This is a genomic window from Actinomadura meyerae, assembly GCF_900188445.1.
In the GTDB taxonomy this organism is placed as follows: Bacteria; Actinomycetota; Actinomycetes; order Streptosporangiales; family Streptosporangiaceae; genus Spirillospora; species Spirillospora meyerae.
In genome coordinates, this window is the sequence record NZ_FZOR01000036.1 from 66,964 (window position 1) to 89,756 (window position 22,793).

20 protein-coding genes are annotated in these 22,793 nt (G+C 74.1%); 11 read left to right on the plus strand and 9 right to left on the minus strand.

The genetic code is table 11. The features are described 5' to 3' along the window. Both CHF16_RS29630 and CHF16_RS29635 read right to left on the minus strand, forming a co-directional pair. The gene (locus CHF16_RS29630) at positions 1-819 is read right to left on the minus strand and encodes a MauE/DoxX family redox-associated membrane protein (RefSeq protein ID WP_089329437.1); all 819 of its coding nucleotides are present in this window, start codon (positions 817-819) and stop codon (positions 1-3) included. Further along, positions 813-1,820, minus strand: coding sequence for a hypothetical protein (locus CHF16_RS29635; protein WP_089329438.1), 1,008 nt, complete (start codon positions 1,818-1,820; stop codon positions 813-815). The genes CHF16_RS29630 and CHF16_RS29635 overlap by 7 nt, the downstream gene beginning before the upstream one ends. A 268-nt stretch (positions 1,821-2,088) precedes the next feature. Between CHF16_RS29635 and CHF16_RS29640 the strand changes: the two genes are divergently transcribed. The 3 genes from CHF16_RS29640 to CHF16_RS29650 all read left to right on the plus strand — a co-directional run bounded on the left by CHF16_RS29640 (position 2,089) and on the right by CHF16_RS29650 (position 6,102). Next, positions 2,089-2,568 carry a SigE family RNA polymerase sigma factor gene (locus tag CHF16_RS29640; RefSeq protein WP_245869482.1) on the plus strand — a complete coding sequence of 160 codons (480 nt, stop codon included), beginning with the start codon at positions 2,089-2,091 and terminating at the stop codon, positions 2,566-2,568. A gap of 89 nt (positions 2,569-2,657) precedes the next feature. After that, positions 2,658-4,268 carry a long-chain fatty acid--CoA ligase gene (locus CHF16_RS29645; RefSeq protein WP_245869484.1) on the plus strand — a complete coding sequence of 537 codons (1,611 nt, stop codon included), beginning with the start codon at positions 2,658-2,660 and terminating at the stop codon, positions 4,266-4,268. Between the two features lie 208 nt (positions 4,269-4,476). Further along, positions 4,477-6,102 carry an RNA polymerase sigma factor gene (locus CHF16_RS29650; RefSeq protein WP_089329441.1) on the plus strand — a complete coding sequence of 542 codons (1,626 nt, stop codon included), beginning with the start codon at positions 4,477-4,479 and terminating at the stop codon, positions 6,100-6,102. 47 nt (positions 6,103-6,149) lie between these two features. Here CHF16_RS29650 and CHF16_RS29655 read toward each other — a convergent pair whose 3' ends face one another. Next, on the minus strand, positions 6,150-6,917 hold the full coding sequence (locus CHF16_RS29655) for a MerR family transcriptional regulator (RefSeq protein WP_089329442.1): 768 nt from the start codon (positions 6,915-6,917) through the stop codon (positions 6,150-6,152). An 88-nt stretch (positions 6,918-7,005) separates the two neighbouring features. On the opposite strand from CHF16_RS29655, the gene CHF16_RS29660 reads away from it, so the two are divergent. The 6 genes from CHF16_RS29660 to CHF16_RS29685 all read left to right on the plus strand — a co-directional run bounded on the left by CHF16_RS29660 (position 7,006) and on the right by CHF16_RS29685 (position 12,874). Next, a complete protein-coding gene (locus CHF16_RS29660) occupies positions 7,006-7,989 on the plus strand; it encodes an adenylate/guanylate cyclase domain-containing protein (protein ID WP_089329443.1) in 984 nt (327 codons plus the stop codon). Positions 7,990-8,070: 81 nt separating this feature from the next. Then, on the plus strand, positions 8,071-9,582 hold the full coding sequence (locus CHF16_RS29665; protein WP_089329444.1) for an alpha/beta hydrolase domain-containing protein: 1,512 nt from the start codon (positions 8,071-8,073) through the stop codon (positions 9,580-9,582). A gap of 52 nt (positions 9,583-9,634) precedes the next feature. Next, positions 9,635-10,048 carry a VOC family protein gene (locus tag CHF16_RS29670; protein ID WP_089329445.1) on the plus strand — a complete coding sequence of 138 codons (414 nt, stop codon included), beginning with the start codon at positions 9,635-9,637 and terminating at the stop codon, positions 10,046-10,048. A 185-nt stretch (positions 10,049-10,233) separates the two neighbouring features. Further along, on the plus strand, positions 10,234-11,067 hold the full coding sequence (locus CHF16_RS29675) for a CPBP family intramembrane glutamic endopeptidase (RefSeq protein WP_089329446.1): 834 nt from the start codon (positions 10,234-10,236) through the stop codon (positions 11,065-11,067). After that, entirely contained in the window at positions 11,064-12,218 is a 1,155-nt protein-coding gene (locus CHF16_RS29680; RefSeq protein ID WP_089329447.1) for a sensor histidine kinase, read from the plus strand. The genes CHF16_RS29675 and CHF16_RS29680 overlap by 4 nt, the downstream gene beginning before the upstream one ends. Then, a complete protein-coding gene (locus tag CHF16_RS29685; RefSeq protein ID WP_089329448.1) occupies positions 12,215-12,874 on the plus strand; it encodes a response regulator in 660 nt (219 codons plus the stop codon). The genes CHF16_RS29680 and CHF16_RS29685 overlap by 4 nt, the downstream gene beginning before the upstream one ends. 7 nt (positions 12,875-12,881) lie before the next feature. On the opposite strand, the gene CHF16_RS29690 is transcribed toward CHF16_RS29685, so the two are convergent. Continuing rightward, entirely contained in the window at positions 12,882-14,537 is a 1,656-nt protein-coding gene (locus CHF16_RS29690; RefSeq protein ID WP_245869492.1) for a serine/threonine-protein kinase, read from the minus strand. Positions 14,538-14,650: 113 nt separating this feature from the next. Next, positions 14,651-15,235: a Dps family protein gene (locus CHF16_RS29695; RefSeq protein ID WP_089329450.1), complete on the minus strand. Its 585-nt coding sequence runs from the start codon at positions 15,233-15,235 to the stop codon at positions 14,651-14,653. A gap of 156 nt (positions 15,236-15,391) precedes the next feature. Here CHF16_RS29695 and CHF16_RS29700 point away from each other — a divergent pair, with 156 nt between their 5' ends. Continuing rightward, entirely contained in the window at positions 15,392-17,956 is a 2,565-nt protein-coding gene (locus CHF16_RS29700; RefSeq protein ID WP_089329451.1) for a DUF4132 domain-containing protein, read from the plus strand. A gap of 9 nt (positions 17,957-17,965) precedes the next feature. Here CHF16_RS29700 and CHF16_RS29705 read toward each other — a convergent pair whose 3' ends face one another. From CHF16_RS29705 to CHF16_RS29720, 4 genes are read right to left on the minus strand one after another with little or no spacing between them, the layout of a single operon-like run. Then, on the minus strand, positions 17,966-19,177 hold the full coding sequence (locus tag CHF16_RS29705; protein ID WP_218826897.1) for an MFS transporter: 1,212 nt from the start codon (positions 19,175-19,177) through the stop codon (positions 17,966-17,968). Positions 19,178-19,187: 10 nt separating this feature from the next. After that, positions 19,188-20,624: an aldehyde dehydrogenase gene (locus tag CHF16_RS29710; protein WP_089329452.1), complete on the minus strand. Its 1,437-nt coding sequence runs from the start codon at positions 20,622-20,624 to the stop codon at positions 19,188-19,190. 13 nt (positions 20,625-20,637) lie between these two features. Beyond that, a complete protein-coding gene (locus tag CHF16_RS29715; RefSeq protein ID WP_089329453.1) occupies positions 20,638-20,922 on the minus strand; it encodes a tautomerase family protein in 285 nt (94 codons plus the stop codon). Positions 20,923-20,934: 12 nt separating this feature from the next. Beyond that, positions 20,935-21,993, minus strand: a complete 1,059-nt coding sequence (locus CHF16_RS29720) for an amidohydrolase family protein (RefSeq protein ID WP_089329454.1) — start codon at positions 21,991-21,993, stop codon at positions 20,935-20,937. Positions 21,994-22,203: 210 nt separating this feature from the next. Between CHF16_RS29720 and CHF16_RS29725 the strand changes: the two genes are divergently transcribed. Beyond that, the gene (locus CHF16_RS29725) at positions 22,204-22,620 is read left to right on the plus strand and encodes a RidA family protein (RefSeq protein ID WP_179271760.1); all 417 of its coding nucleotides are present in this window, start codon (positions 22,204-22,206) and stop codon (positions 22,618-22,620) included. Positions 22,621-22,793 lie beyond the last annotated feature (173 nt).

Below are 22,793 nucleotides of genomic sequence, written 5' to 3' on the forward strand. Positions count from 1 at the left end.
CTAGACGGGCGCGAGGTCGGGGACGCTGATCCCCGCGCGGACGGTGCGGTCCCGCTCGGCCGTCGACACGGCGAAGACGATCTCCACGTCGCGGCCGTCGACCCGTCCCGCGAACGCGAGGAACCGCCAGCCGCCCTCGCGCCACACGTCCAGCGGGACGGCGCTGGCGATCGCGTTCTCGTGCTCGGCCCATACCGCGCTCGCGTAGAGCGCCGCTTCCGTCTCCGCCATCGGGCTGCGCCGCCGCTCGTCCGGCAGGCCGGTGGGGCGGCGGCGCCGCTCCGCGAGTTCCGCCAGCTCGGGTGAGAGCGCCGCGAACAGCGCCAGTTCGACCAGGAAGACGAGCCCCACCTGCGACTGCACGTCGCGCAGCACGGTCACCCCCGCGTGCGGCGCGCCGAGGGAGGCCACCGCCGCGCCGGTGAACAGGACGGCCCGCAGCACGCTGCGCCACCCGACCCGCTTGGCGCTGAGGCCGCCGAAGCAGCCGCAGCCGGCGTCGGGCCTGCGCACCCGCAGCTCGCCGACCACCCAGGTCGCCGCCGCGAACGCGACCGTCGTCGCGAGGCGCACCGACAGGTGCGAGGTCACCAGCAGCGCGAGACCGAGGACCCCCTCGCCGAAGCCGAGGCCGACCGCCATGCGGCGGGTGCCGCGCAGCGCGGTGAGCCGCGCGAGCCCGGCCGGGACGGGGACGCCGTGCACGTGGTCGGGCGGCGCGCCCGCCGTCCGCTCCCGGACGATCAGCTTCGCCGCGCCGGCGGCCAGCAGCACCGCCGCCAGCAGCAGCACCTGGGTGTTCTGGAACGCGGTCACCATGGCCCCTCCCCGGTGGGCGGCAGGTGCGGGCGGACGGAGGCGTTGAAGCAGCCCGCCTCCAGGTCGCCGCCGAGCGCGGCGAACGCGACCGGCGTCAGCTCGACGATCCGCCCGCGCGGGGACGCGCCGCACTCCACGCACCGGTCGCAGAAGCGGGCCGCCGCGCAGCCGCACTCGACGACCGGCACGGTCGCGGCCCGCCCGCCGCACTCGTTGCGGACGGTCAGCTCCCCGCCCAGCGACAGGTACGGGAACGGGACGCAGCCGGACGGGGCGTCCGCGCACCCGCCGGCGGCCCCCTCGGGATCGACCGCCGGATAGGCCGCCCCGTCCGGCGCCCCGCCGCCGGCGTCCCCGAACCACGTCGCCGTGCCGCGCAGCTCCGCGGGCACGGGCGCCGTCGCGTCCGGCGCCGCGAGGTCGTCCACCCGGTATCCGGGTTGGGACGTACCGGGCCGTATCGCGTGCGGCTCGCCGGGGGACCCGACGCAGATCGCGTCGAACAGGTATCCGGGCTCCAGTCGCGGGTGCCGGACCAGGATGCGCTGCAGGGCGTGCGGGGGGATCACCACATGGGCGCGCCCGCGGTGCGCCCCCATGTCCACCTCCACGGTGTCCCTCCCGCACGCCAGGATGGTGCCGGCGACGCGCCCGATCTCGACCCACACCCGGTCGGCGGCGGCCACCCCGGTGCCGGGCGCGCCGGCGTGGGCCGCCCCACGCTGCCGGACGACCACGGGACGGCCCGGACGGAGCGCGGCGAGGCCCCCGCGCCCGCCGCGCCAGATCCGCGTGGCGTCGCTCATCGCGAGCCGGACCTCCGTGCCGCCCGCGTCCAGCACCAGCAGATGGGGGCTGGCGTCCAGGACGGTCCCGGTCAGCGCGCGCAGCGGTGGTTCGGCGTCCCCCGGCGCGAGCGCGGCCGTCCCGAAGACGGCCTCGCGGCGGCGCCGGCGGGCGCCCGGGTCGGGGCTCGCGGCGGGGCGCGGGGACGGCGGCATCGCGGAACTCCGGCAGGTTGATCACTCTGGGCGACCGAGGGGACGACGGCGCGTCAAGGGTCACGCGCCATGACTCGGCCTGTCGACGGATTTGTCGCGATAAGTCGACCGCCGGGGGATGTCTGATCTACCTGGGATGAAGATTATGAACTGGTTGACCCGGATATGTAATTTTTGAAGGCCCAGAATTACGATCTTCATGCGAGGGTCGACCATACCCGGGAGCCGCCTGGCGGCGGCTCCGCGAACCCCTTGGTCCGGTGGTGAAGTGAGCGCGACGCGGCACGAGGAGTTCCGCGCGTACGTGGCGGAACGCCGACCCGTCCTGCTGCGCGCCGCGACCCGCCTCACCTCCGACCGCGCCGAGGCCGAGGACCTCGTCCAGGCCGCCCTCGCCAAGACCTACCTCGCCTGGGACCGTATCGAGGACCGCGCCGCCGTGGACGGCTACGTCCGGCGGGCCATGGTCAACACGCAGATCTCCTGGTGGCGCCGCCGCAAGCTGGAGGTCTACCCCACCGACCGGCTCCCGGACCGCCCCGTCGACGACCACGCCGACCGCAGCGAGATGCGCGATGCCCTCGGCCGCGCCCTGAAACGCCTCCCCGAACGCCAGCGCCTCGCCGTCATGCTCCGCTATTACGAGGACATGTCGGAAAGGGAGGTGGCCGAAGTCCTGGGCGTCAGCGTCGGCACGGTGAAATCCACCGTCTCGCGGGCCATGACCCGCTTGAGAGAGCTGTATTAGCCCGCAGGGGTGACATCTGGATCAGCGCAGCTCCTTGGGGGACACTGAATCTCCCCCTGGCGAGCTGGAGGTCGCTCATGTGGAGCACCATGCAGGATTTCCCGCTGACGATTACGACGATCATGCGCTACGGCGCCGGGGTCTTCGGTGATGCCGAGGTCTCCACCTGGACGGGGGACGGTGCGCGGCGCCGGAGCTATGCGGAGGTCGGGGAGCGCGCCGCCCGGCTGGCGGGGGCGCTGCGCGGGCTCGGGGTGGACGGTGATCAGCGCGTCGCCACGTTCATGTGGAACAACGCGGAGCATCTGGAGGCGTACCTGGCGGTCCCGTCGATGGGCGCGGTCCTGCACACCCTCAATCTGCGGCTCTTCCCGGACCAGCTCGTCTACATCGCCAACCACGCCGAGGACCGGGTCGTCATCGTCGACGGGTCGCTGATCCCGCTGCTGGCACCGGTGCTGCCGCAGCTGAAGACCGTCCGGCACGTGGTCGTGGTGGGGGACGGCGACCGGGCGCCGCTGGAGGGCGCGGGCAAGGAGCTGCACGGGTACGAGGAACTGCTCGGCGCGGCGCCGCCGGAGTTCGACTGGCCGGAGATCGACGAGCGGTCCGCGGCGGCGATGTGCTACACGAGCGGCACGACCGGGAACCCGAAGGGCGTCGTCTACTCGCACCGGTCGGCGTACCTGCATTCGATGTCGACGTGCACGGGCAACGCGATCGGGCTGGACGCCTCCGACATCGTGCTGCCGGTGGTCCCGATGTTCCACGCGAACGCCTGGGGGATGCCGTACGCGGCGGTGATGGCGGGCGCGTCGCTGGCCATGCCGGACCGGTTCCTGCAGGCGGAGCCGCTGGTGCGGCTGATCGAGGCGGAGCGTCCGACGGTCGCCGGGGCGGTGCCGACGATCTGGTCGGACGTCCTGCGGTACACGCGGGAGCACGGGGCGGATCTCAGCTCGCTGCGGCTCGTGCCGTGCGGCGGGTCGGCGGTGCCGGAGGCGCTGATGCGCGGCTTCGACGAGATCGGCGTCCGGATCGTGCAGGCGTGGGGGATGACGGAGACCTCGCCGGTCGCGTCGGTCGCGCACCCGCCGGCGAAGGCGGCGGGGGAGGACGCGTGGCGGGCCCGGATCAGCCAGGGCCGCGTGCTCGCGGGGCTGGAGATGCGGATCGTCGGGGACGGCGACCGGGTGCTGCCGAACGACGGCGAGGCGGTCGGCGAGGTCGAGATCCGCGGCCCGTGGATCACCGGGGCCTACCACCTCGACGAGGACCCCGCGAAGTTCCACGACGGCTGGCTGCGCACCGGGGACGTGGGGACGCTGTCGAAGGACGGCTACCTCGTCCTCACCGACCGGGCGAAGGACGTCATCAAGTCCGGCGGCGAGTGGATCTCCTCGGTGGAGCTGGAGAACCATCTGATGGCGCATCCGGACATCGTCGAGGCGGCCGTGGTCGGCGTCCCCGACGAGCGGTGGCAGGAGCGGCCGCTCGCCTCGGTGGTGCTGCGCGAGGGCGCCGGCGTCACCCCGGCGGAGCTCCGGGAGTTCCTGTCCGGCCGGATCCCGAAGTGGCAGCTGCCCGAGCGGTGGTCGTTCATTCCGGAGGTGCCCAAGACGTCGGTGGGCAAGTTCGACAAGAAGGTGCTGCGGCGCCGGTACGCCGACGGCGAGCTGGAGGTCGAGCGCGCCGACTGAGCCCCCGCGCGTCGCTGACTGGATTCTGACGGCGAGTCATGCGCCACGTGGTCACGGAGAGGGGGGAAAGCGCACCCGGGTGTTACCTTAATGGTGATTTCGGGAGATGATGTGGTGCGAATGGGGTCCGCGGGTGTATGCAAGGTGGGCTGATTGTCCGGATGACCCTCGTGGGGGCGGGCCCCTCATGCCGCTGCCGGGAGCGTGAATGCCCAGGTTGTCCACCTCCGCACGCTCGGCCGACCACAAGCTGGTCAAGGGGCTGAACGAAGGCGACGAGGCGGCGTTCGCCGCGCTCTATGACGAGTACGCCGAGCGCCTTTACGATTACGCGCTGTCGATGTCGGGGGACGCGAAAGCCGCGGCCGACATCGTCCACGACACCTTCATCGACGCCTGCCGCCGCGCTCCCCGGATGCGCGACCATCTGCACCTCGGGGCGTGGCTGTACGGGGCGGCGCGGCGCCGCTGCGTCCGGCGGGGGCGTCCCAAGGCGCTGTTCTGGGACCGGGAGGCCGAGTTCGCCGACGCGCCGTTCCTCGCTGAGACCGACGACCTCGGCCTGGAGTGGCCGCCGTCCGAGGAGATGCACCGCCTGCTCCGCGACGCCATGGCCCGGCTGGAGCCGGTCGACCAGGAGGTGGCGCTGCTGGCGTTCCGGCACGGGCTGCGGCCCGCGCGGCTCGGCGCGGCGCTCGGGCTGTCGCCGCGGCGGGCGGCGGTCCGGGTGCGCAACGCCCGCGCCGAGCTGGAGACCGCGCTCCGGGACGTCGTGCTGGCCGCCGACCGCGCCTGCGCGGCGGCGGAGGAGGCCCCCGCGGAGGCGGACGCCGCGGACGCCGGGGTCGCCGTCCTGGCCGCCGGCGCCCCGGTCCGGGAGGCCGGGGAGGCGGGGCCGCCCGCGCCCGCCGTCCGGCAGGGCCCGGCCGGGCGGGTGCTGCGGATGCTGCGCGGCGGGGGCGACGACTCCCCCGCCGACCCCGAGACCGAGCGGCACGCCGCCGACTGCCTCGCCTGCCTGCGCCGCGGCCGGGTGTCCCCCGACGCGCTGCTGCGCCGGGCGCCCGCGCCGGTGCTGCCGGCGGCGCTGCGGCACCGCGTCATGCACACCGCCACCGACCCGGAACTGGCCGGCTACCGGGCCGACATCGCCGCGCGCGGCGGGCCGCTGACCCCGTCCGGGCTGCCGAGCCAGCCGGACGTGCCGTCGCCGTTCACCCGCCGCTGGCTGTTCACCGGCGGCGGCATGGCGGGCGCGCTCGTCGCCGCGCTGGTCGCGGCGTTCGTGATGGGGCCCGGCATCGGCAGCGGCACGCTGTCGTGGCCGCCGTTCCGCACCGGGCCGCAGCCTTCGATCACGCACGAGTCGCCGCAGGAGCGCGGGTCCGGCGGCGGCGGGAACCGGTCGCCCGTACCCGGCGGGGGGCCGCAGGCCCGGCCCGCCCAGCCGTCCCCCGGCCTGCGGCCGGACCAGAAGACGACGGTGCAGCCGACCGACCCGTCCTCGCCGTCGCCGACGCAGCCGACGCGGCCGCCGGAGAAGACCGGCGTCCTCGTGGTGAACCCCGCCAAGGTCGAGATGTACGGCACCAAGACCGCCCACGTCAGCCTCGCCGCCGAGAGCGGGCCGGTGTCGTGGACGGCGATGACGTCGTCGAACCAGCTGATCCTGTCGGAGACGCAGGGCGGCATCTCCAAGGGCGGCACGATGGACCTGACCCTCACGCTCCGCACGGCGCTCATCGGCCTGCCCGGTCAGGGCACGCTGACGTTCACCGACTCCGAGGGCGCGACCCACCAGGTGAAGGTCGTCTGGGGCGCCACCCTGCTGTGACGGCCCAGCGCCGTGACGACCCGGCGCCGTGACGGCCCGGCGCCGGCTCAGCCGTCGGCGGGCTGCTGCTCCAGCGCCTCGCGGAGCGTTTCGAGCCGCTCGCCGAGGGCCTCCTGGACGCGGGCCTCCATCGCCCGCGCGATGAATGGGTCGACGACCATCTTCACCAGCGGCCGCATCCGGCGGACCACGGCGGCGATCTCGGCGACCTCGGCGCCGTCCGGGGACGGCTGCCGCTCCAGCCGGTCGAAGACGTTCTCCTGGACGAGGTTGACGAACCGCCCGGCGATGACGTCGCAGTCGGCGCGGATCTGCGCGGCGATGTCGAGCACCGAGTCGAGGGGGATGCCCGCGGCGACCAGCTCGGCGCCCACGTGCAGCAGCCGCGGGCTCGGCACCCGGAACTTGTCGCCCTCCGGCTCGATCAGCCCGAGCTCGATCGTGCGCCGCTGGACGCGCGCGACCTCCTCCTCGGTGAGGCCGGAGCCGAAGATCTCGACCAGTTCCTCGTAGGTGGTGGTGCCGGGGATCTCGTCCGACCACGGGTCGGTGAGGACCTTCTCCAGCCCGAGGACCTCGCCGACGTCCTTGCCGGTCTCCCAGGCCGACAGCAGGTCCTTGATGATCGCGAAGGTGTAGCCGCGGCCGAGCAGGTTGCCGATCAGCCGGAGCCGCGCGAGGTGCGAGTCGTCGTAGAGCCCGACGCGGCCCTCCAGGCGCGGCGGCGGCAGCAGCCCCCGGTCCTGGTAGGCGCGGATGTTGCGCACGGTGCTTCCGGCCAGCCGCGCCAGCTCGTCGATTCGGTACTCGGCCATGCCCCGTCCGCCGGCTCGTTCGATGTGCCTCCGCGATCTTACCCGCGCACCATTGTTACATCGTGCGATGGCACATAGGCTGCCCGGCATGGCGGACGACATCGAGGAGACCCTCCTCGGCGGCCCCCTGCGCTACACGCGCAAGGAGGTCGAGGCCCTTTCGGGCGTCACGGACGACTACGCGCGCCGGATCTGGCAGGCGCTCGGCTTCCCGGCGCCGCCGGACGACGAGGTCGCGTTCACCGACGGCGACGTGGCCGCGCTCCGCGAGATCAAGGACCTCCTCTCCCACGAGATGGTGGACGAGGAGATGGTGCTCCAGCTCGCGCGCGCCGTCGGACAGACGATGGGCCGGCTCGCGAGCTGGCTCGGCGACGTGTGGTTGCAGCGGCTCGCCGCGCTGCCGTCCGACGAGCCCGTCACGGCCGAGCTGGTCACGGCCGCGCTCGCCGCCACCGAGGAGCTGCGCCCGGCGTTCGAGCGGCTGCTGCTGCAGGGCTGGCGCCGCCAGCTCACCGCCGCCGGGATGCGCGCCGCCGCCACCACGGCCGCCGCCCAGTCCGACCCGGCCGCGGGCCTCGCCCACCTCGGCGTCGGGTTCGCCGACGTCGTGTCGTTCACCCGGCTGAGCCGGCGCCTTGACGGCGACGGGCTGGCCGCCTTCGTCGAGCGCTTCGAGTCGACCACGGCGGAGATCGTCGCCGAGGGCGGCGGGCGCGTCGTGAAGACCCTGGGGGACGAGGTCCTGTTCGTCGCGCCGTCCCCGTCGGCGACGGCCGAGATCGGCCTCAGCATCGCGGAGCATTTCAACGAGGCCCCCGACTTCCCGCAGGTGCGCGTGGGTCTGGCCTACGGCGAGGTCATCCAGCGCTTGGGCGACGTGTTCGGCACGCCGGTCAACATGGCGGCTCGCCTGACCTCCACCGCCTATCCGGGGACGGTCCTGGCGGGCCCTGACCTGGCGGAGGCTCTTCCGTCCGACACGTTCCACACGTCCGGCCTGCGTCCTCGGCCTCTCCAGGGCCTGGGCCGCGTCAGGCCCTTCGTTCTGCGTCGCCCCCGCGGCGGGTGAGAAGGCCGGTGATTCGCGCGATGCCCGCGTGCCGGGCGCGGCGGACACTGTGCTTCCCCAACCGCTTCCACGGAGGCAACCATGCGCCTACCCCTCCGGCTCCCCCGGCGGCGGGCGGCCGCCGCGACGCTCGGGGCGGTGCTGTCCGCGGCACTGCTCAGCGCCCCGGCCGCCGTCCCCGCCCGCGCGGACGCCGCCCCGACGACCAGCGTGCCGCCCGCCGGCACGCACGGCTTCCCGTTCCTCGCCGCGGCTGAGGACCTCGGCTCGTTCGGCTACACCGAAAGCGAGTACTTCTTCTCCGGCACGGCCACGTCCTACGCCAAGGCGGGCCTGTGGCGCTCGGACGGCCGCTGGGACGTGCGCGAGTCCGGCACCGCCGCGTTCAAGAGCCGGCTCCTGGTGCGCCGCCCCACGGATCCGGCGAAGTTCAACGGCACCGTCGTGGTCGAGTGGCTCAACGTCAGCGGCCAGATCGAACTCTCCCCCGACTACTGGTTCGCGCGCGACGAACTGCTCCGCAAGGGCTACGCCTGGGTCGGCGTCTCGGCGCAGTCGGTCGGCGTCAACGGCGGGCTCGGCGAGGTCAAGGGCCTCAAGGGCTGGGACCCGGCGCGCTACGGCACCCTCGTCCACCCCGGGGACGCCTTCGCGTACGACATCTTCACCCAGGCCGGGCGGGCGCTGCGCGACCCGAACGGACCGGACCCGCTCGGCGGGCTGGAGATCACGACGCTGCTGGCGGACGGCGAGTCCCAGTCCGCGGGCCTCATGACCACCTACGCCAACGCCGTCCAGCCCGTCGCGCGGGTCTACGACGGCTTCCTGATCCACAGCAACGGCGCCGTCGGGGCGCCGATCAGCGGCGAGCTGGCCGACATCCTGTGGATGCCGAACCCGTCCCGGATCAGGACGGACCTGACCGTCCCGACGTTCGTCGTGCTCACCGAGACCGACATCCCGGGCGCGTTCGCGGCCCGGCAGCCCGACACCGGACGCGTCGTCCACTGGGAGCTGGCCGGGACCGCGCACGGCGACCAGTGGGCGTACGACATGGGCGCCGCCACCCTGCTGAAGTCGGTCGGCTCCGCCGCGCCGAGCGCCGACTGCGCTCCCGGGTCGGCGCCGTTCAACGACGGGCCCGGCCACTACTCGATGAACGCCGCCCTGCGCCTGCTGTCGAGCTGGGCGCGCGGTGGGGCGGCACCGCCGAGCGGGCCGGAGCTGAGCACGGTGCTGCGCGACCCGCGCACCGGCCTGGCCACCGGGGGCATCCGGCTGCCGGACGTCGCGGTCCCGACCCGGACCCTCAGCGGCGAGCGCGACACCAGCGACAGCGGCATCTTCTGCGGCCTGTACGGCGCCAGCGACCCGTGGAACGGCGACGCCGACCCATGGGACCGCCACGACTCCGGCGACCCGTCCGACCCGTCGTTCCCCCGCACCTACGAGCCGGTGCTGAGCAGCCTCTACCCGACCCGCGCTGACTACGTGGCGAAGGTGCGTGCGGCGGCGCAGCAGTCCGTGGACGCCCGCTACCTCCTGCCGGAGGACGCGGCGATCATCATCGCCGAGGCCGAGTCCGGACCGTAACGGTCAGGAATCGAGAAGCGCAGGTCAGGAGGCCGTGCCTAGCGTGGGGTCCATGGACATCACCATTCACACGAGCTTCCTGCCGCACGACGACCCGGACGAGTCCCTGGCCTTCTACCGGGACGTCCTCGGCTTCGAGGTCCGCAACGACGTCGGCCAGGGCAAGATGCGCTGGATCACGGTCGGCCCCGCCGGCCAGCCCGACACCTCCATCCTGCTGGCGCCGCCCGCCACCGACCCCGGCATCACCGAGGACGAGCGCCGCACCATCGCGGAGATGATGGCGAAGGGCACCTACGGCTGGATCCTGCTGGCCACCCCGAACCTCGACGAGACCTTCGAGAAGGTGCAGTCCCACGACATCGAGGTCGTCCAGGAGCCGGCCGACCAGCCGTACGGGATCCGCGACTGCGCGATCCGCGACCCCGCCGGGAACCTGCTCCGCATCCAGGAGCACCGCAGGTAGGCGGGGCGGCGGGAGCGTCCACCGGCCGTCCCGGCCCGGCGACCCCGGGCCGGGACGGACCGCTTGTCCCCCGAGCGAGCTACCGGAGAGTGTCCACCGCACGGTGAAGATTCCGATTCGCGTGATCCATAGCGTTCTTCCTGGTCGCGGCGCCCGAGCCGCACGGATCTCGCGAAGGAGTCGACATGAAGCTGCTGATCCAGCTCCTGGCGGTCGGGGTGGTCGCCGCCGCCGGCGGCGCCGCCACCCAGGCGGTCAAGTGGGACACGCTCCCCACGCTGGGCCTCGGGCTCGCGTCCGCCGTGCTGGCGCTGCTCGTGTACGCCTTCGTGGTCGGCCGGACGGAGCGCCGCCCGGTGGACGAGCTGGCCCGCGCGGGCGCGCTCCCCGCCCTCGGCCGGGGCGCGCTGATCGGCCTCGCGATGTTCGGCGCCGTCATCGCCAACATCGCCTTCCTCGGTGACTACGAGGTCGACGGCTTCGGCTCGGCGACGGGCCCGGTCGCGCTGGTCGGGTTCATGGCCGCCGCCGCCGTCACGGAGGAGCTGCTCTTCCGCGGCGTCCTGTTCCGCATCATCGAGAAGTGGATCGGCACCTGGTGGTCGCTGGCGCTGACCGCCCTGGTCTTCGGCCTGATGCACCTCGGCAACGAGAACGCCACCCTGTGGGGCGCCCTCGCCATCGCGATCGAGGCGGGCGGCATGCTCGCCGCCGCCTACGCCGCGACCCGGAACCTGTGGGTGCCGATCGGCCTGCACTTCGCCTGGAACTTCGCCGGCGCGGGCGTCTTCGGCACCGCCGTCTCCGGCAGCGACACCCCGGACGGGCTGCTGAAGGGCGCCACCTCCGGCCCGGAGCTGGTCACCGGCGGCGAGTTCGGCCCGGAGGCGAGCCTCTACTCGGTCGCGTTCGGCCTCGTGGTGACGGCCGCCTTCCTGTGGCTGGCCCACCGGCGCGGCAACCTGGTTCCGCGGAGGCGCCGCGCCCGCGGTGCCGCGACCGCTAGCCTCGCCCAGTGATCGATCTCCGGACGATCCCGGACCGATGGCGCAGATGGGACGTCATGGTCCGGGATCTGCCCCTCGCGCTGGTCCTCGCGGTCGGGTCGCTGATCCCGGCCCTGCACGGCTTCGGAACCCAGGTCGGCGGCCTCCCGAACCGCCCCTACGACGCTCTGGCGGTCGTCGCGGTCGTCCTGCAGAGCCTCCCCCTCGTGGTGCGCCGCCGGTGGCCGGACGTGTGCCTCGCGCTCGTGCTGGTCGGCTTCGCGATCGACCAGCTCCGCGGCTACCACTCCTTCGCCGGGACCGGGCTGGCCATCTCGGTGCTGAGCATGGGCGCCCACCTGGACCGGTTCCGCCGCACCGCCCTCGCCGTCCTCACCGTGGTGTACGCGGGGCTGGCGGTCGCGCTCGACCGGAACGGCGGCACCGAGCGCCCGGACGAGTACGTGACGTTCTACCTGGCGCTGGGCGTCGTGTGGGGCGTGGGCGCGTGGCTGCGGTCCACCCGCGCCGCCGAGGCCGAGCGGCGCCTCCGCGTCGCCGAGGCCACCCGCGCCGCCGAGCGCAGCCGCATCGCCCGCGAACTCCACGACGTCGTCACCCACCACGTGACGGCGATGGTCGTCCAGGCGGAGGCGGCGCGCTACCTGACCGCCGCGCCCGACCGGCTGGACGACACGCTCGGCGCGGTCGGCGAGACCGGCCGGCGCGCGATCAGCGACCTGCGGCACCTGCTGGACGTGCTGAACCCCGACCACAGCGCCGAGCCGAGGATGCCGTCCATCGACGACCTCCGGGACCTGATCGAGCAGACGCGGCGCGCGGGGCAGCCGGTGGACTTCACCGAGCAGGGCACACCGGCCACCTCAACCGGAAATGCCGAATTCACCGCTTACCGGGTGGTTCAGGAGGCCCTCACGAACGCGCTCAAGTACGCTCACGGCAGCCGCACCGAGGTGTGCGTCCGGTATGCCGAGAAGGAGATCATCGTGGAGGTCGGGAACGACGGGTCCGGGTCGCGGTCCGGGTCCCCCGGCGGCAGCGGGCGCGGGCTGTCCGGGCTCCGCGAGCGGGTCACGTCCCTGGGCGGCGAGTTCGGCGCGGGCGGGCGGCCGGACGGCGGCTTCACCGTGCGGGCGCGCATCCCCGTGGAGAGCGCCTCGTGACCGACCCGGTCCGGGTCCTGGTCTGCGACGACCAGGCGCTGATCCGCACCGGCTTCGCGACGATCATCGACGCGCAGCCCGACCTGGAGGTGGTGGGCGAGTGCGGCGACGGCCGCACCGCCGTCGACCTCGTCGGAAAGCTGAAGCCCGACCTGGTGGTCATGGATGTCCGGATGCCCGTCCTCGACGGCATCGAGGCGACGCGGCTGCTGGCCGGGGCCGGGGTCCCCAACCCCGTGAAGGTGCTCGTCGTGACGACGTTCAACCTCGACGAGTACGTGTACGAGGCGCTGCGCGCGGGCGCCAGCGGGTTCCTGCTGAAGGACGCCCCGCCCGGGCAGCTGCTGCACGGCATCCGCACCGTCGCCTCGGGCGCCGCGCTGCTGGCGCCCGAGGTGACGCGGCAGCTCGTGGGCCGGTTCGCGGCCCGCATCCGCCCCACCGAGGACAGCACGCCCGAGACCGCGCTGACCCCGCGCGAGCTGGAGGTCCTGCGGCTCATCGCCGACGGCCTGTCCAACAGCGAGATCGCCGGGACGCTGGTGATCAGCCAGGAGACCGTCAAGACCTACGTCTCGCGCATCCTCACCAAGCTCGACCTGCGCGACCGCGTCCAGGCGGTCGTCTACGCCTACCGCCGCGGCCTGGTGACCTGACCGGTGCCTACGAGCTGGACGGGACGGTCTTGATGACCTTGCCCTTCCGGTTCACGGCGAGGTAGCCGCCGCCGTAGTCGTCGGTGAGGTAGATCATCATGGTCGGCTGGTCGCCGTTGAACGTCCAGGCGGCCTTCACGATGACGTACCGGTTGGTCGGCTCGGGCACCTTGAGCGTGCGCTCGGCGCGGCGCATCAGCGCGGGCAGCGCGTCCCAGGCGAAGGTCGCGGGGTTCACCTTGGCGTCGCCCGTCGTGATGGCGATGCTGGGCCGGCTGCGCACGGCCGCGTCCGCGCCCTTCTCGTAGGTGTAGTTGTCGAAGGCCCCGCGCCGACCGGCCACGGGCGCGTCGGCGCTGGCCCGCTGAGGGTAGACGGTGAGCTCGGCGAACTCCTTGCTGCCGGACGCGTCCGCGAACTTCTTGATCACGTCGCGGATGGCGGCCGGGGTGAGCAGGGTCGAGGGCTCCTTCGCGGTGGCCCCGGCCCCGGTCTCGGCGAGGCTGTCGGTCGGTGCCGTCTCGGGGCGCTCGCCGCCGAGTGCTCCCGCGTTGTCCGCCTCGTCCAGGAGTCCGGGGAGGACGACGAAGACGGTCCCGATGATCGCCGCGACCAGGATGACCGCCGGGACGGCGGCGATCAGCGCGATCAGGCCCGCCCGGCTCCGCCGCCGGGGCGGGGCCGGCGGAACGGGGTGGGTGCGGGGCCCGGCGCCCGGAGCGGTGCGGGGGCCGGGGCCGGGCGCGGAGCCGGGGCTGGAGCCGGGAGCAGGACCGTGGCTGGAAGCGGGGCCGGGGCCCTGCCCCGGCGTGAAGGACAGGTGGGTAGGGCTCTGGCCGGCGGCCTGGGCCAGCATGGCGTCGAGCTGGTCGGCCGCCGGTCGGGCGGCCGGTTCCGGCACCAGGAGCGCTTGCAGGACGGGCGCCAGCGCCCCGGCGTTGCGCGGCGGCGGGACCTGGGCGGTCATGATGGCGGCCAGCGTCGCGGCCGTCGTGGACCGCCGCAGCGGATTCGTCCCCTCGACGGCCACGTAGAGCAGCAGGCCGAGGGACCAGAGATCGGAGGCCGGGTCGCCCTCGTGCCCGTTCAGCCGCTCCGGCGCGATGTACTCCGGGGAGCCGACCAGCCCGCCGGTGGCGGTCACGCGGGACGCCTCCTGGAGCACCGCGATGCCGAAGTCGGTGAGGACCGGCGACCCGTCCGCGCGCAGCAGCACGTTCGCCGGCTTGACGTCCCGGTGGCAGATCCCGGCCTCGTGCGCGGCGCGCAGCGCGGCCAGGAGCCCGCGCCCGACGGCGGCGGCCTCCGCCGGGTTCAGCGGCCCGCGCGCCAGCCGGTCGTGCAGCGACTCCCCGCGGACGAGCTCCATGACCAGCCACGGGTGCGGCATGTCGGGCGAGTCCACGATGTGGTGGATGGTCACCACGTTCGGGTGGTCGAGCCGGGCGAGGGCGCGGGCCTCGCGCATCACCCGCTCGCGCAGCATCCGCGCGACGTCCGGATCGAGCTCGGCGGTGCCCGCCTCGGCGAGCCGCACCTCCTTGAGCGCGACCTCGCGTTCCAGGGCGAGGTCGAACGCCCGCCAGACGGTGCCCATGCCGCCGCTGCCGAGGCGGTCGCGCAGTTCGAAACGGCCGTCGATCACCGTCTTCGGAGAGGTCACGGCGCTCAGCCTAAGCCCGCGAACCGCGGCGAAGCGGAACAAATCTCAACCGGCGGCGGGGTCCGGCCGGGACCTCGCCGCCGGGCCGGTCCCGGACGGGCGGCCGGGCCCGCTCAGCCGTCGGCGACGACGAGCGGCGTGTCGACGAGGTGCTCGGCCAGGAACCAGGCCTGCAGCTCCCCCGTGCGGATGACATCGGACACGATCAGGTCGTTGGTGCCGTCGTCGCCCAGGTCGGCGGTGCGCGCCGCGGCGTCGTGCGCCTCGGTCAGGATGATCTCGTGGGCCTCCAGCAACCGGGACAGCATCGCGGGGACCTCCTCGACCCCGTCCGGCGGGCGCGGGACCGCGGTGATCTCCGCGACGTGGCGCGGGTCGCCGACGGCCACGCCGCCGAGGGTCTGCACCCGCTCGGCGATGGTGTCGACCAGGGCGAGCTGCTCGCCCGCGTGCTTGTCCAGCAGCAGATGGAGCTGGTAGAAGGTGTGCCCCCGGACGAGCCAGTGGTGCTTCTTGTAGAGCGCGTAGAGGATCTGGGTGTCCGCGAGGATCCGGTTGAGGCGCTGGCAGGAGTACAAGCGGGCGTCGCGGGAGAGCGCCAGCGGGAACTGCCGTACCGTCCCGAACTCCTGGATCTGGCGGCCGTGCTGGTGCAGCCATGGCTGGCTGGTGGCGGGGCGGGTCCCGTCCGTGCTCATGTGCGGGTTCCTTCCGGGTTCACATCGAATGGCGAGTGTTGTGTTCCACCCGGTGAGGGGGCCAAACGGGCACGGTCCCTGGTCGCCGCCCTGGTCGGCCCCCTGGTCTGAAACCGTGCGGCGGGATTGTCCGAGCCGGTCGTTAGCTTGCGGGCCATGAGCCAGACGGTGCGGATTCCGGTCGAGTGGCATGAGCACGTCCACCCGCGGCGCGGCGGCATCGCCGGGCCGCGGGTCGTCCCGGACGAGGACGCCGCGCGCCGGGCGCGCGAGTGGGAGCGGGCGGCCCGTCCGATCGCGGCGGACATGGCGGACCACGCGCGCACCGCCCCCGATCTCGCCGCTGCGGTCCGCGCCTGGCTGGACGGCGATCCGGACCCGGTGGGCGCGGCGGCCGTCGCCACCGTCGCGGTGCAGTACGTCAGAGACGCCGACGGTGAGGGCTTCGTGGACGCCTGGGTCCTCGACCACGGGCTCGCCTTCGCCGCCTGCGCGCTGACCGAGGCGTCCTCCCTCGCCCTCGGCCCCGTCCCGCGCCCGGCGCGCCGGGACGGCGCGGGCGCCGTCTGGCTCGTCGCCTACGTCGGGTCCAGCGGTGAGGCGTACGGCGAGATCCGGCGGACGACCTCCGCCGACCGGCTGCGTCCGGGCCGGTGGGTCACCGGGGACGCCGCGGCCAAGCGGGTCCGCGCCCTCCTGGCGGCGGCGCCGGAGGCCGAGTACGGCGGCGCGGCCGACCTGCTGGCGGCCCACCGCGGCGACCCGGGCCGGCGGCGCGTCGCCGCCTATCTCGTCCCGACCGAGACGGCCTGGGTGGACGAGTCCCTCGCCGAGTCCGTCGCCGAGTCCGGCGGCATGACCCTCACCGACCACGAGCTCCTGGTGTGCTCGCTTTCCACGGCCGCGCAGGTGCCTTACATCGGCTGGGTCCGGGTGACTCCCGCCCTTGCCGCGACGCTGCTCGACGGGCTCGGCGCCGACGCCTTCCCCGCGCTCGCCCAAACTCTGCGGCAGTCCTACAACGCCGATACGACCCCGACCGTGCTGACCGCGCTGTTGGCGACCGGCGACGAGCGGATCTTTCCCCTGCTCCTCGACCACTTCGGGGAGCCGGGCGTGCCCGCCGCCTTGCGCGAGGCGGTCGAACGGTACCCGGACCTCGCGCTCAAGGCGCTGGAGCCGCTGGCCGGCGGCGGCACGACCCGGGGCCTGCGGGCGGCCGGGCTGCTGCGCGTCGTTCCACGCACCGGCCCGGCGGAGCCGTCCGTCCCCGACGCCGCCGAGCTGCCCGGCGTCCTCGCGGGAAAGCCGCCCGCCCGCGGCGCGAAGACCGCTTGGGCCGACCCGGCGCATCTCCCGCGCATCCTCACCCGCGACCGCGACCGGGCGCTGCCCGCCGACGCGACCCGGCGCCTGCTGCACCTCCTCGCAAAGAAGGTGCCCGAGGCCGCCGCCGTCCGCGACTTCTGCGACCGGCACTCGCTGGCCGAGTTCTCCTGGGCGGTGTTCGAGCTCTGGTACGCGCTCGGTGCGCCCGGCAGGCACAACTGGGCGCTGGCCCAGCTCGGCCTGATCGGCGACGACACCACGGTGCGGCGGCTCAGCCCGCTGATCAAGCGCTGGCCGGGCGAGGGCCTCACCGCACGGGCCGGGGCCGCGCTGGACGTCCTCGCCGGCATCGGCTCCGACGTCGCTCTCACCCACCTGTTCGAGCTGACCCGCACCGGCCGGTACAAGGGGCTGAAGAACCGGGCCGCCAGGAAGATCGACGAGATCGCCGCCGCGCGCGGCATCACCCCGGACGACCTCGCCGACCGCGCCGTCCCCGACTTCGGGCTGGACGACCGGGGCACCCTCGTCCTCGACTACGGCCCGCGCACGTTCACCGTGACGTTCGACGAGCAGCTCGTCCCGCTGGTCACGGCGCCGGACGGCAAGACCCGCAAGAGCGCGCCGAAGCCCGCCGCGACGGACGACCCCGCCCTCGCCGCGTCCGCGCACGCGCTCTTCACCGGCCTCAAGAAGGACCTGCGCACGCTGGCCGCCCAGGAGATCAAGCGTTTCGAACACGCCATGACGACCCGGCGCGGCTGGACGCCCGGCGACTTCCACGCGCTGTTCGTCCGCCATCCGCTGCTGGGCCACATCGTCCGGCGGCTGGTGTGGATCACCGACGGCGGAACCGCCTTCCGCGTCGCCGAGGACCGCACCTACGCCGACGTCCACGACGACGCGTTCACCCCCGCGCCGGACGACCGCATCGGCATCGCCCACCCCGTCCTGCTGGACGACCTCGCCGACTGGGCGGAGCTCTTCGCCGACTACGAGATCCTGCAGCCGTTCGAGCAGCTCGGCCGTCCCGTCCACCGGCTCACCGCCGGAGAGCGCGCCGCGCACCGGCTCGACCGGGTGGAGGGGCTCGTCCTGCCGTACGGGAAGGCGAAGGGCCACTCGCAGGGCCGCTGGGAGTCCGTGGACGCCGACGGCGAGTTCGCGGGCGGCTGGCTCGCCCGCCGCGACCCCGCCGGGCTCTACGTCGTCGCGGGCCTGAGCCCCGGCCTCTACGCGTACATGTACGGCGAGGGCGACGACCAGAAGATCACCGGCTTGTGGGCGGCTCAGGTGCCCGGCCGGGAGCCCGAGGACACCGTGCCGCTGGGGCAGGTCGACCCGGTCACCATGAGCGAGGCCATCAACGACCTCCTCCGCAGCGCGTCCTGACCCGCCCGCTCATCCGCCCTCGGGCGCGGCCGTACGGCGTCCGCCGCGTTCGATGCCCAGGAACCGCGCGCTGGAGAGGAGCAGCAGCGCCGGCAGCGGGACGAGTGCGAGCGCGGCGAAGCCCGGGTCGCCGTGCGCCTCGTACAGGGGGACGCACACCATCGGGGCGAGCGCGCCGCCGAAGAACTGGGCGGACAGCACCAGCGAGGTCGCGCCGCCGCGGTTGGACGGGACGCTGTCGGCGGCGAGCGCGTTCACGGTGTTGCGCAGGCCGGGCACCGCGATGCCGGCGATGGCCGCGCCGCACACCAGCAGCGCGAGGGACGGCCCCACCGCCGCGATGAGGACGCCCGCGGCCAGCAGGACGTTCAGCGCGATGCCGAGGCGGCGCGGGCCCGCCCGGTCGAGGCAGCGGCCGAGTGCGGTGGCGCACGCCAGCCCGGCGACGCCGTACCCGGCGCTGACCAGGCCCCGCCCGGTCGGGCCGAGCCCGAATCGCTCCTCCGCGCGCAGCACCGTGAGGACGGTGAGCGCGATCGCGGGCAGGTAGCACAGGAACGACAGCGCGGCGGCGGTCGCGAGCCGCCGGTCGGCCAGGACCCGCCAGGACGCCCGCCCGGTCGCCCTGCGGGCGGTGGCCGACTCCGACGGCGGGAGCAGCACGAGCGCCAGGGCGACGGCGGTGGGGAAGGCGAAGGCCAGCCGCCAGTCCGCGGCCGCCGAGATGCCGCTGATCAGCGGGCTGAACGACTGGCCCGCGGCCTGCATCGCGGCGTACCGGCCGAGCGCCCGGCCGAGCCGCTCGCGGGGCGTGATGTCGCTGATCGCGGCGAGCAGCAGCGGGGTGGTGAAGGCGTTCGTGGCGCCCTGCAGGACGCGTCCCGCCAGGAACGTCTCCATGGTGGGGGCGAGGGCGCAGAGCCCCGACGCCAGGACGTAGCACAGCAGGGACAGGCGGATCGTGCGGTGCCGCCCCCAGCGCTCCGCCCACGTCCCCGACACCAGCATCAGCGCCGCGAACGGGACCATGTACGCGGTCACGGCGGCGGCGGCCGTCTCGGGCGTGCTGCCGAGACCGTCCGCCGCCTCGTGCAGGATCGGCGTGACCATGGTGCCGCTGTACGGGCCGAGGAAGCCGCCCGCGTACAGCGGCCAGACGCGCGGCGGGCGTGCCGCGCGCCCGCCGCGCGTCCGGAACCGGGACAGGGCCGTGCGGACCAAGCCGGGCCGGTCAGCCCTGGTCGATCTGCATGACGACGGCCTTCGGCTCGGTGAAGAACTCGCGGCTGAAGTCGCCGCCCTCCCGTCCCACGCCGGACGCCCCGGCGCCGCCGAACGGGGCGCGCAGGTCGCGGATGAAGAAGCAGTTCACCCAGACCGTCCCGGCGCGGAGCGCCGCCGACACCCGGTGCGCCCGGCTCAGGTTCTCGGTGAAGACCATGGCGTTCAGGCCGTACGGGGTGTCGTTGGCCAGGGCGACCGCCTCGGCCTCGGTGTCGAACGGGGCCACCACGACCACCGGGCCGAAGATCTCCTCCCGGCAGTGCGGCGCGTCCTGCGGCATGTCCGTCACCACCGTGGGGCGGACGACCCAGCCGGAGCCGAGCCCGCCGGTGCGGATCCGGCCGCCCTGCGCCTCGATCGTCTCGACGTACCCGCTGACCTTCTTGTAGTGCTCCTGCGAGGCGAGCGGCCCGAGCTGGGTGCCCGGCTCGGACGGGTCGCCGATCACCATCGCCTCGGCGGCGGCGGTGAACCGGTCGAGGAACGTGTCGTAGATGTCGCGCTGCACGTAGAGCCGGCTGCCGGCGAGGCACACCTGCCCGGCGTTGGTGAAGATGGCCCGGATGGACCAGTCGACGGCGTTGTCCAGGTCGGCGTCGCCGAACACGATGTTCGCGCCCTTGCCGCCGAGCTCCAGGCTCACCGGCACCAGGTTGCCGCCCGCGATCTGGGCGATGGCCCGCCCGGTGCTGGACGCGCCGGTGAAGGTGATCCGGTCGACGGCCGCGCTCTCGGTGAGCGCCTGCCCCGCCGCCTGCGGCCCGTACCCGTGCACGACGTTGAGGACGCCGGGCGGCAGCCCCGCCTCGCTCGCGAGCCGCGCCAGCAGCGTCGCCGAGGACGGGGTGTCCTCGGCGGGCTTCAGCACGACGGTGTTCCCCCACGCCAGCGCGGGCGCGATCTTCCAGGTCTCCAGCATCAGCGGGAAGTTCCACGGGGAGATGGCCGCGACGACCCCGGCGGGCCCGTAGGCGGTGTAGGCGTGGTGGCCGCTGTCCATCGGCAGCCGGTCCGCCGCCGCGAGCTGCGCGTGGTCGGCGAAGAACCGCAGGTTGTGCGCCGACCGGTCGACGTCGTTGCCGATGCTCTGGGTGACGGGCTTGCCCATGTCGCGGGTGTCGGCCATGCCGAGCCGCTCCTTGTTCGCCTCCACCAGGTCGGCGAGGCGGCGCAGGACGCGGCCGCGCTCGGCGTATCCCATGCGGGGCCACGGCCCGTCATCGAACGCCCGCCGGGCGGCGGCGACGGCGCGGTCGACGTCGTCGCGCGAGCCGAGCGCCACCTGCGCCCACGGCCGCCGGGTCCAGGGATCGACGCTGTCGAACCGTGCGCCGTCCCGCGATTCGACTTCCTCGCCGTCGATGACGTGCCCGAAGAACTCCATGTGCTGCTAATCCTCATTCCTCTGTAGTGCCGGGGCCCGGGGTGCCGGGAGCCGGGGGGCCGTGTCCGGCCGTGCCGTGTCCGCCCGTGCCGCGTCGCGAGGGGCCGGGGCCGTCGCGCTCGGCGAGCGTGACGCCGCCGGCCGCCCAGTGCGTCGGAGGGAGCTCCTGGACGAGCACCCGGACCCGGGCCGGGTCGGTGCGGGTGGCGCGCACGACCGCGTCGTGCACCTCGCTGATCAGCCGCCGGATCTGGTCGGGCGGACGCCCCGCGGCGAGGCTGATCTGGACGAGTGGCATGTGCTGCTCCTTCTAGGTCGCGGGCCGCACGGAGGGGATCAGCCGGGCCGCGTTGCCGGCCAGGACGGCGCGCTCGGCCGCCGGGTCCAGGGCCAGCCGGCGGACCGCGGCGACCGCGTCCACGTCGGCGAGGTCGAACGGCAGGTCGGTGCCGAGCAGGACGCGGTCGTGCCCCGCGTCCTCGATGAGGCGGCGGAGCGCGGTGTCGTCGAAGACGGCGGTGTCGAAGTACAGCCGCCGCACGTACTCGCGCGGCGACCGCGGCACCGTCCGCGCCTCCTCCTTGCGCTCCCAGCCGAGGTGCAGCCGGGGCGCGAGCGCGGGGAGGCAGCCGCCGCCGTGCACCAGGCACAGCACCGGGTCGTGCCGTTCGAGGACGCCGCCGAAGACGAGGCGGGCGGCGGCGAGCGCCGTCTCCGCCGGATAGCCGAGCAGCTGCACCAGGTGGAAGTCGCGGAGCCGGGCGGGGGACGAGGCGCGGCTGGGATGCACCAGGCAGAAGGCCCGGCGCTCGGTCAGCAGGGCCCACACGTCCTCGTTGGCGGGGTCGTCGAGCTCGCGCCCGCCGCCGAAGGTGCCGATCGTCAGCCCGGCCATGCCGAGGTCGTCCAGGCAGCGCGCCGCCTCCCGCGCCGCGCCGGGCAGGCCGACCGGCACCGTGCCGAGCGCCGCGAGGCGTCCCCCGCCCGCCGCCGCGTACTCGGCGAGCGCGTCGTTGGACCGCCGGGTGACCTCCATGACGAGGTCGCCGTCGTCGGACGTCGAGCCGAACACGAAGGGCGGTGCCGAGACCAGTTGCAGGTCGATGCCGGCCGCGTCCAGCGCGGCGAGGCGGCGGGGGACGTCGTACTGGTCGGCGGGCAGCGGGATGCGGGCGCCCTTGGCGACGCCGGAGACGGCCGGGTCCAGCAGCAGCGTGTCCGAGCCGATCCGGGACAGGTCCGCCAGGCCGCGGTCGGCGAGGTGCCGGAGCAGCGGCATCGGCAGCGCGTGCGCGTGCACGTCGACGGCCGCCGGTCCGCCCGTCCCGGCCGGGGGCCCGGACGGGACGCGTTCGTGGCTCGGTGTCATGCCTTCCTCCGACCGTAGTTTCAGATAACCATTATGATGGATTATGCCGGACCTGACAATCATCCGGATGGTGGGCCAGGTCAGAGCCTCGGCCGCCGACAGCGATCATTGACTCTAACGAATATGGTGGTTAGAGTCGCGCCGAGGTGGGGGCGCGGTGGCCCCCGGACCGTCTCCGCCGGCCGGATGACGGGTCGAGCGAGGAGTGCCATGCCGAAGATCTCGATCAGTAGCCCGAACGCGCCCAAGGTCGGTTTCTCGGCCGGGACCGTGCCTCCGCTGTCGCAGGCGATCGTGCACGGTGGCCTGATCTTCTGTTCGGGGACGGGTCCGCTGGATCCGGAGACGCGCACGGTGGTGTCGGAGGATCTGGCCGAGCAGGTGCGGCAGACGCTGACGAACCTGCTGGCGGTGGTGGAGGCGGCGGGCGGCACCAAGGACTCGATCCTCAAGTGCAACTGCTACCTGCGCGACGCTTCGCAGTTCCCGGAGTTCAACCAGGCGTACCGGGAGTTCTTCGCCGACTGCGAGAGCTTCCCGGCGCGTACGACGGTCAATGCCCCGCCGCACCGCGCGGGCGTGCTGGTCGAGGTCGAGTGCGTGGCCGCCGTGGTCGAGGCGCGCTGACCCGCCTCCTGGCGGCGTAACCGAACGGCACAGATGGGAGCCACCATGAGTCAGCCGTACCGCATGCCCGTGGTCGATCTGGACGCGATCGCCGAGCGCCTGGGCCAGAGCGGCAGGCGTGTCGAGGTGCTGTGGCAGGAGAGCGAGTCGCTGGCGTTCGTCGCGCGGGGGCG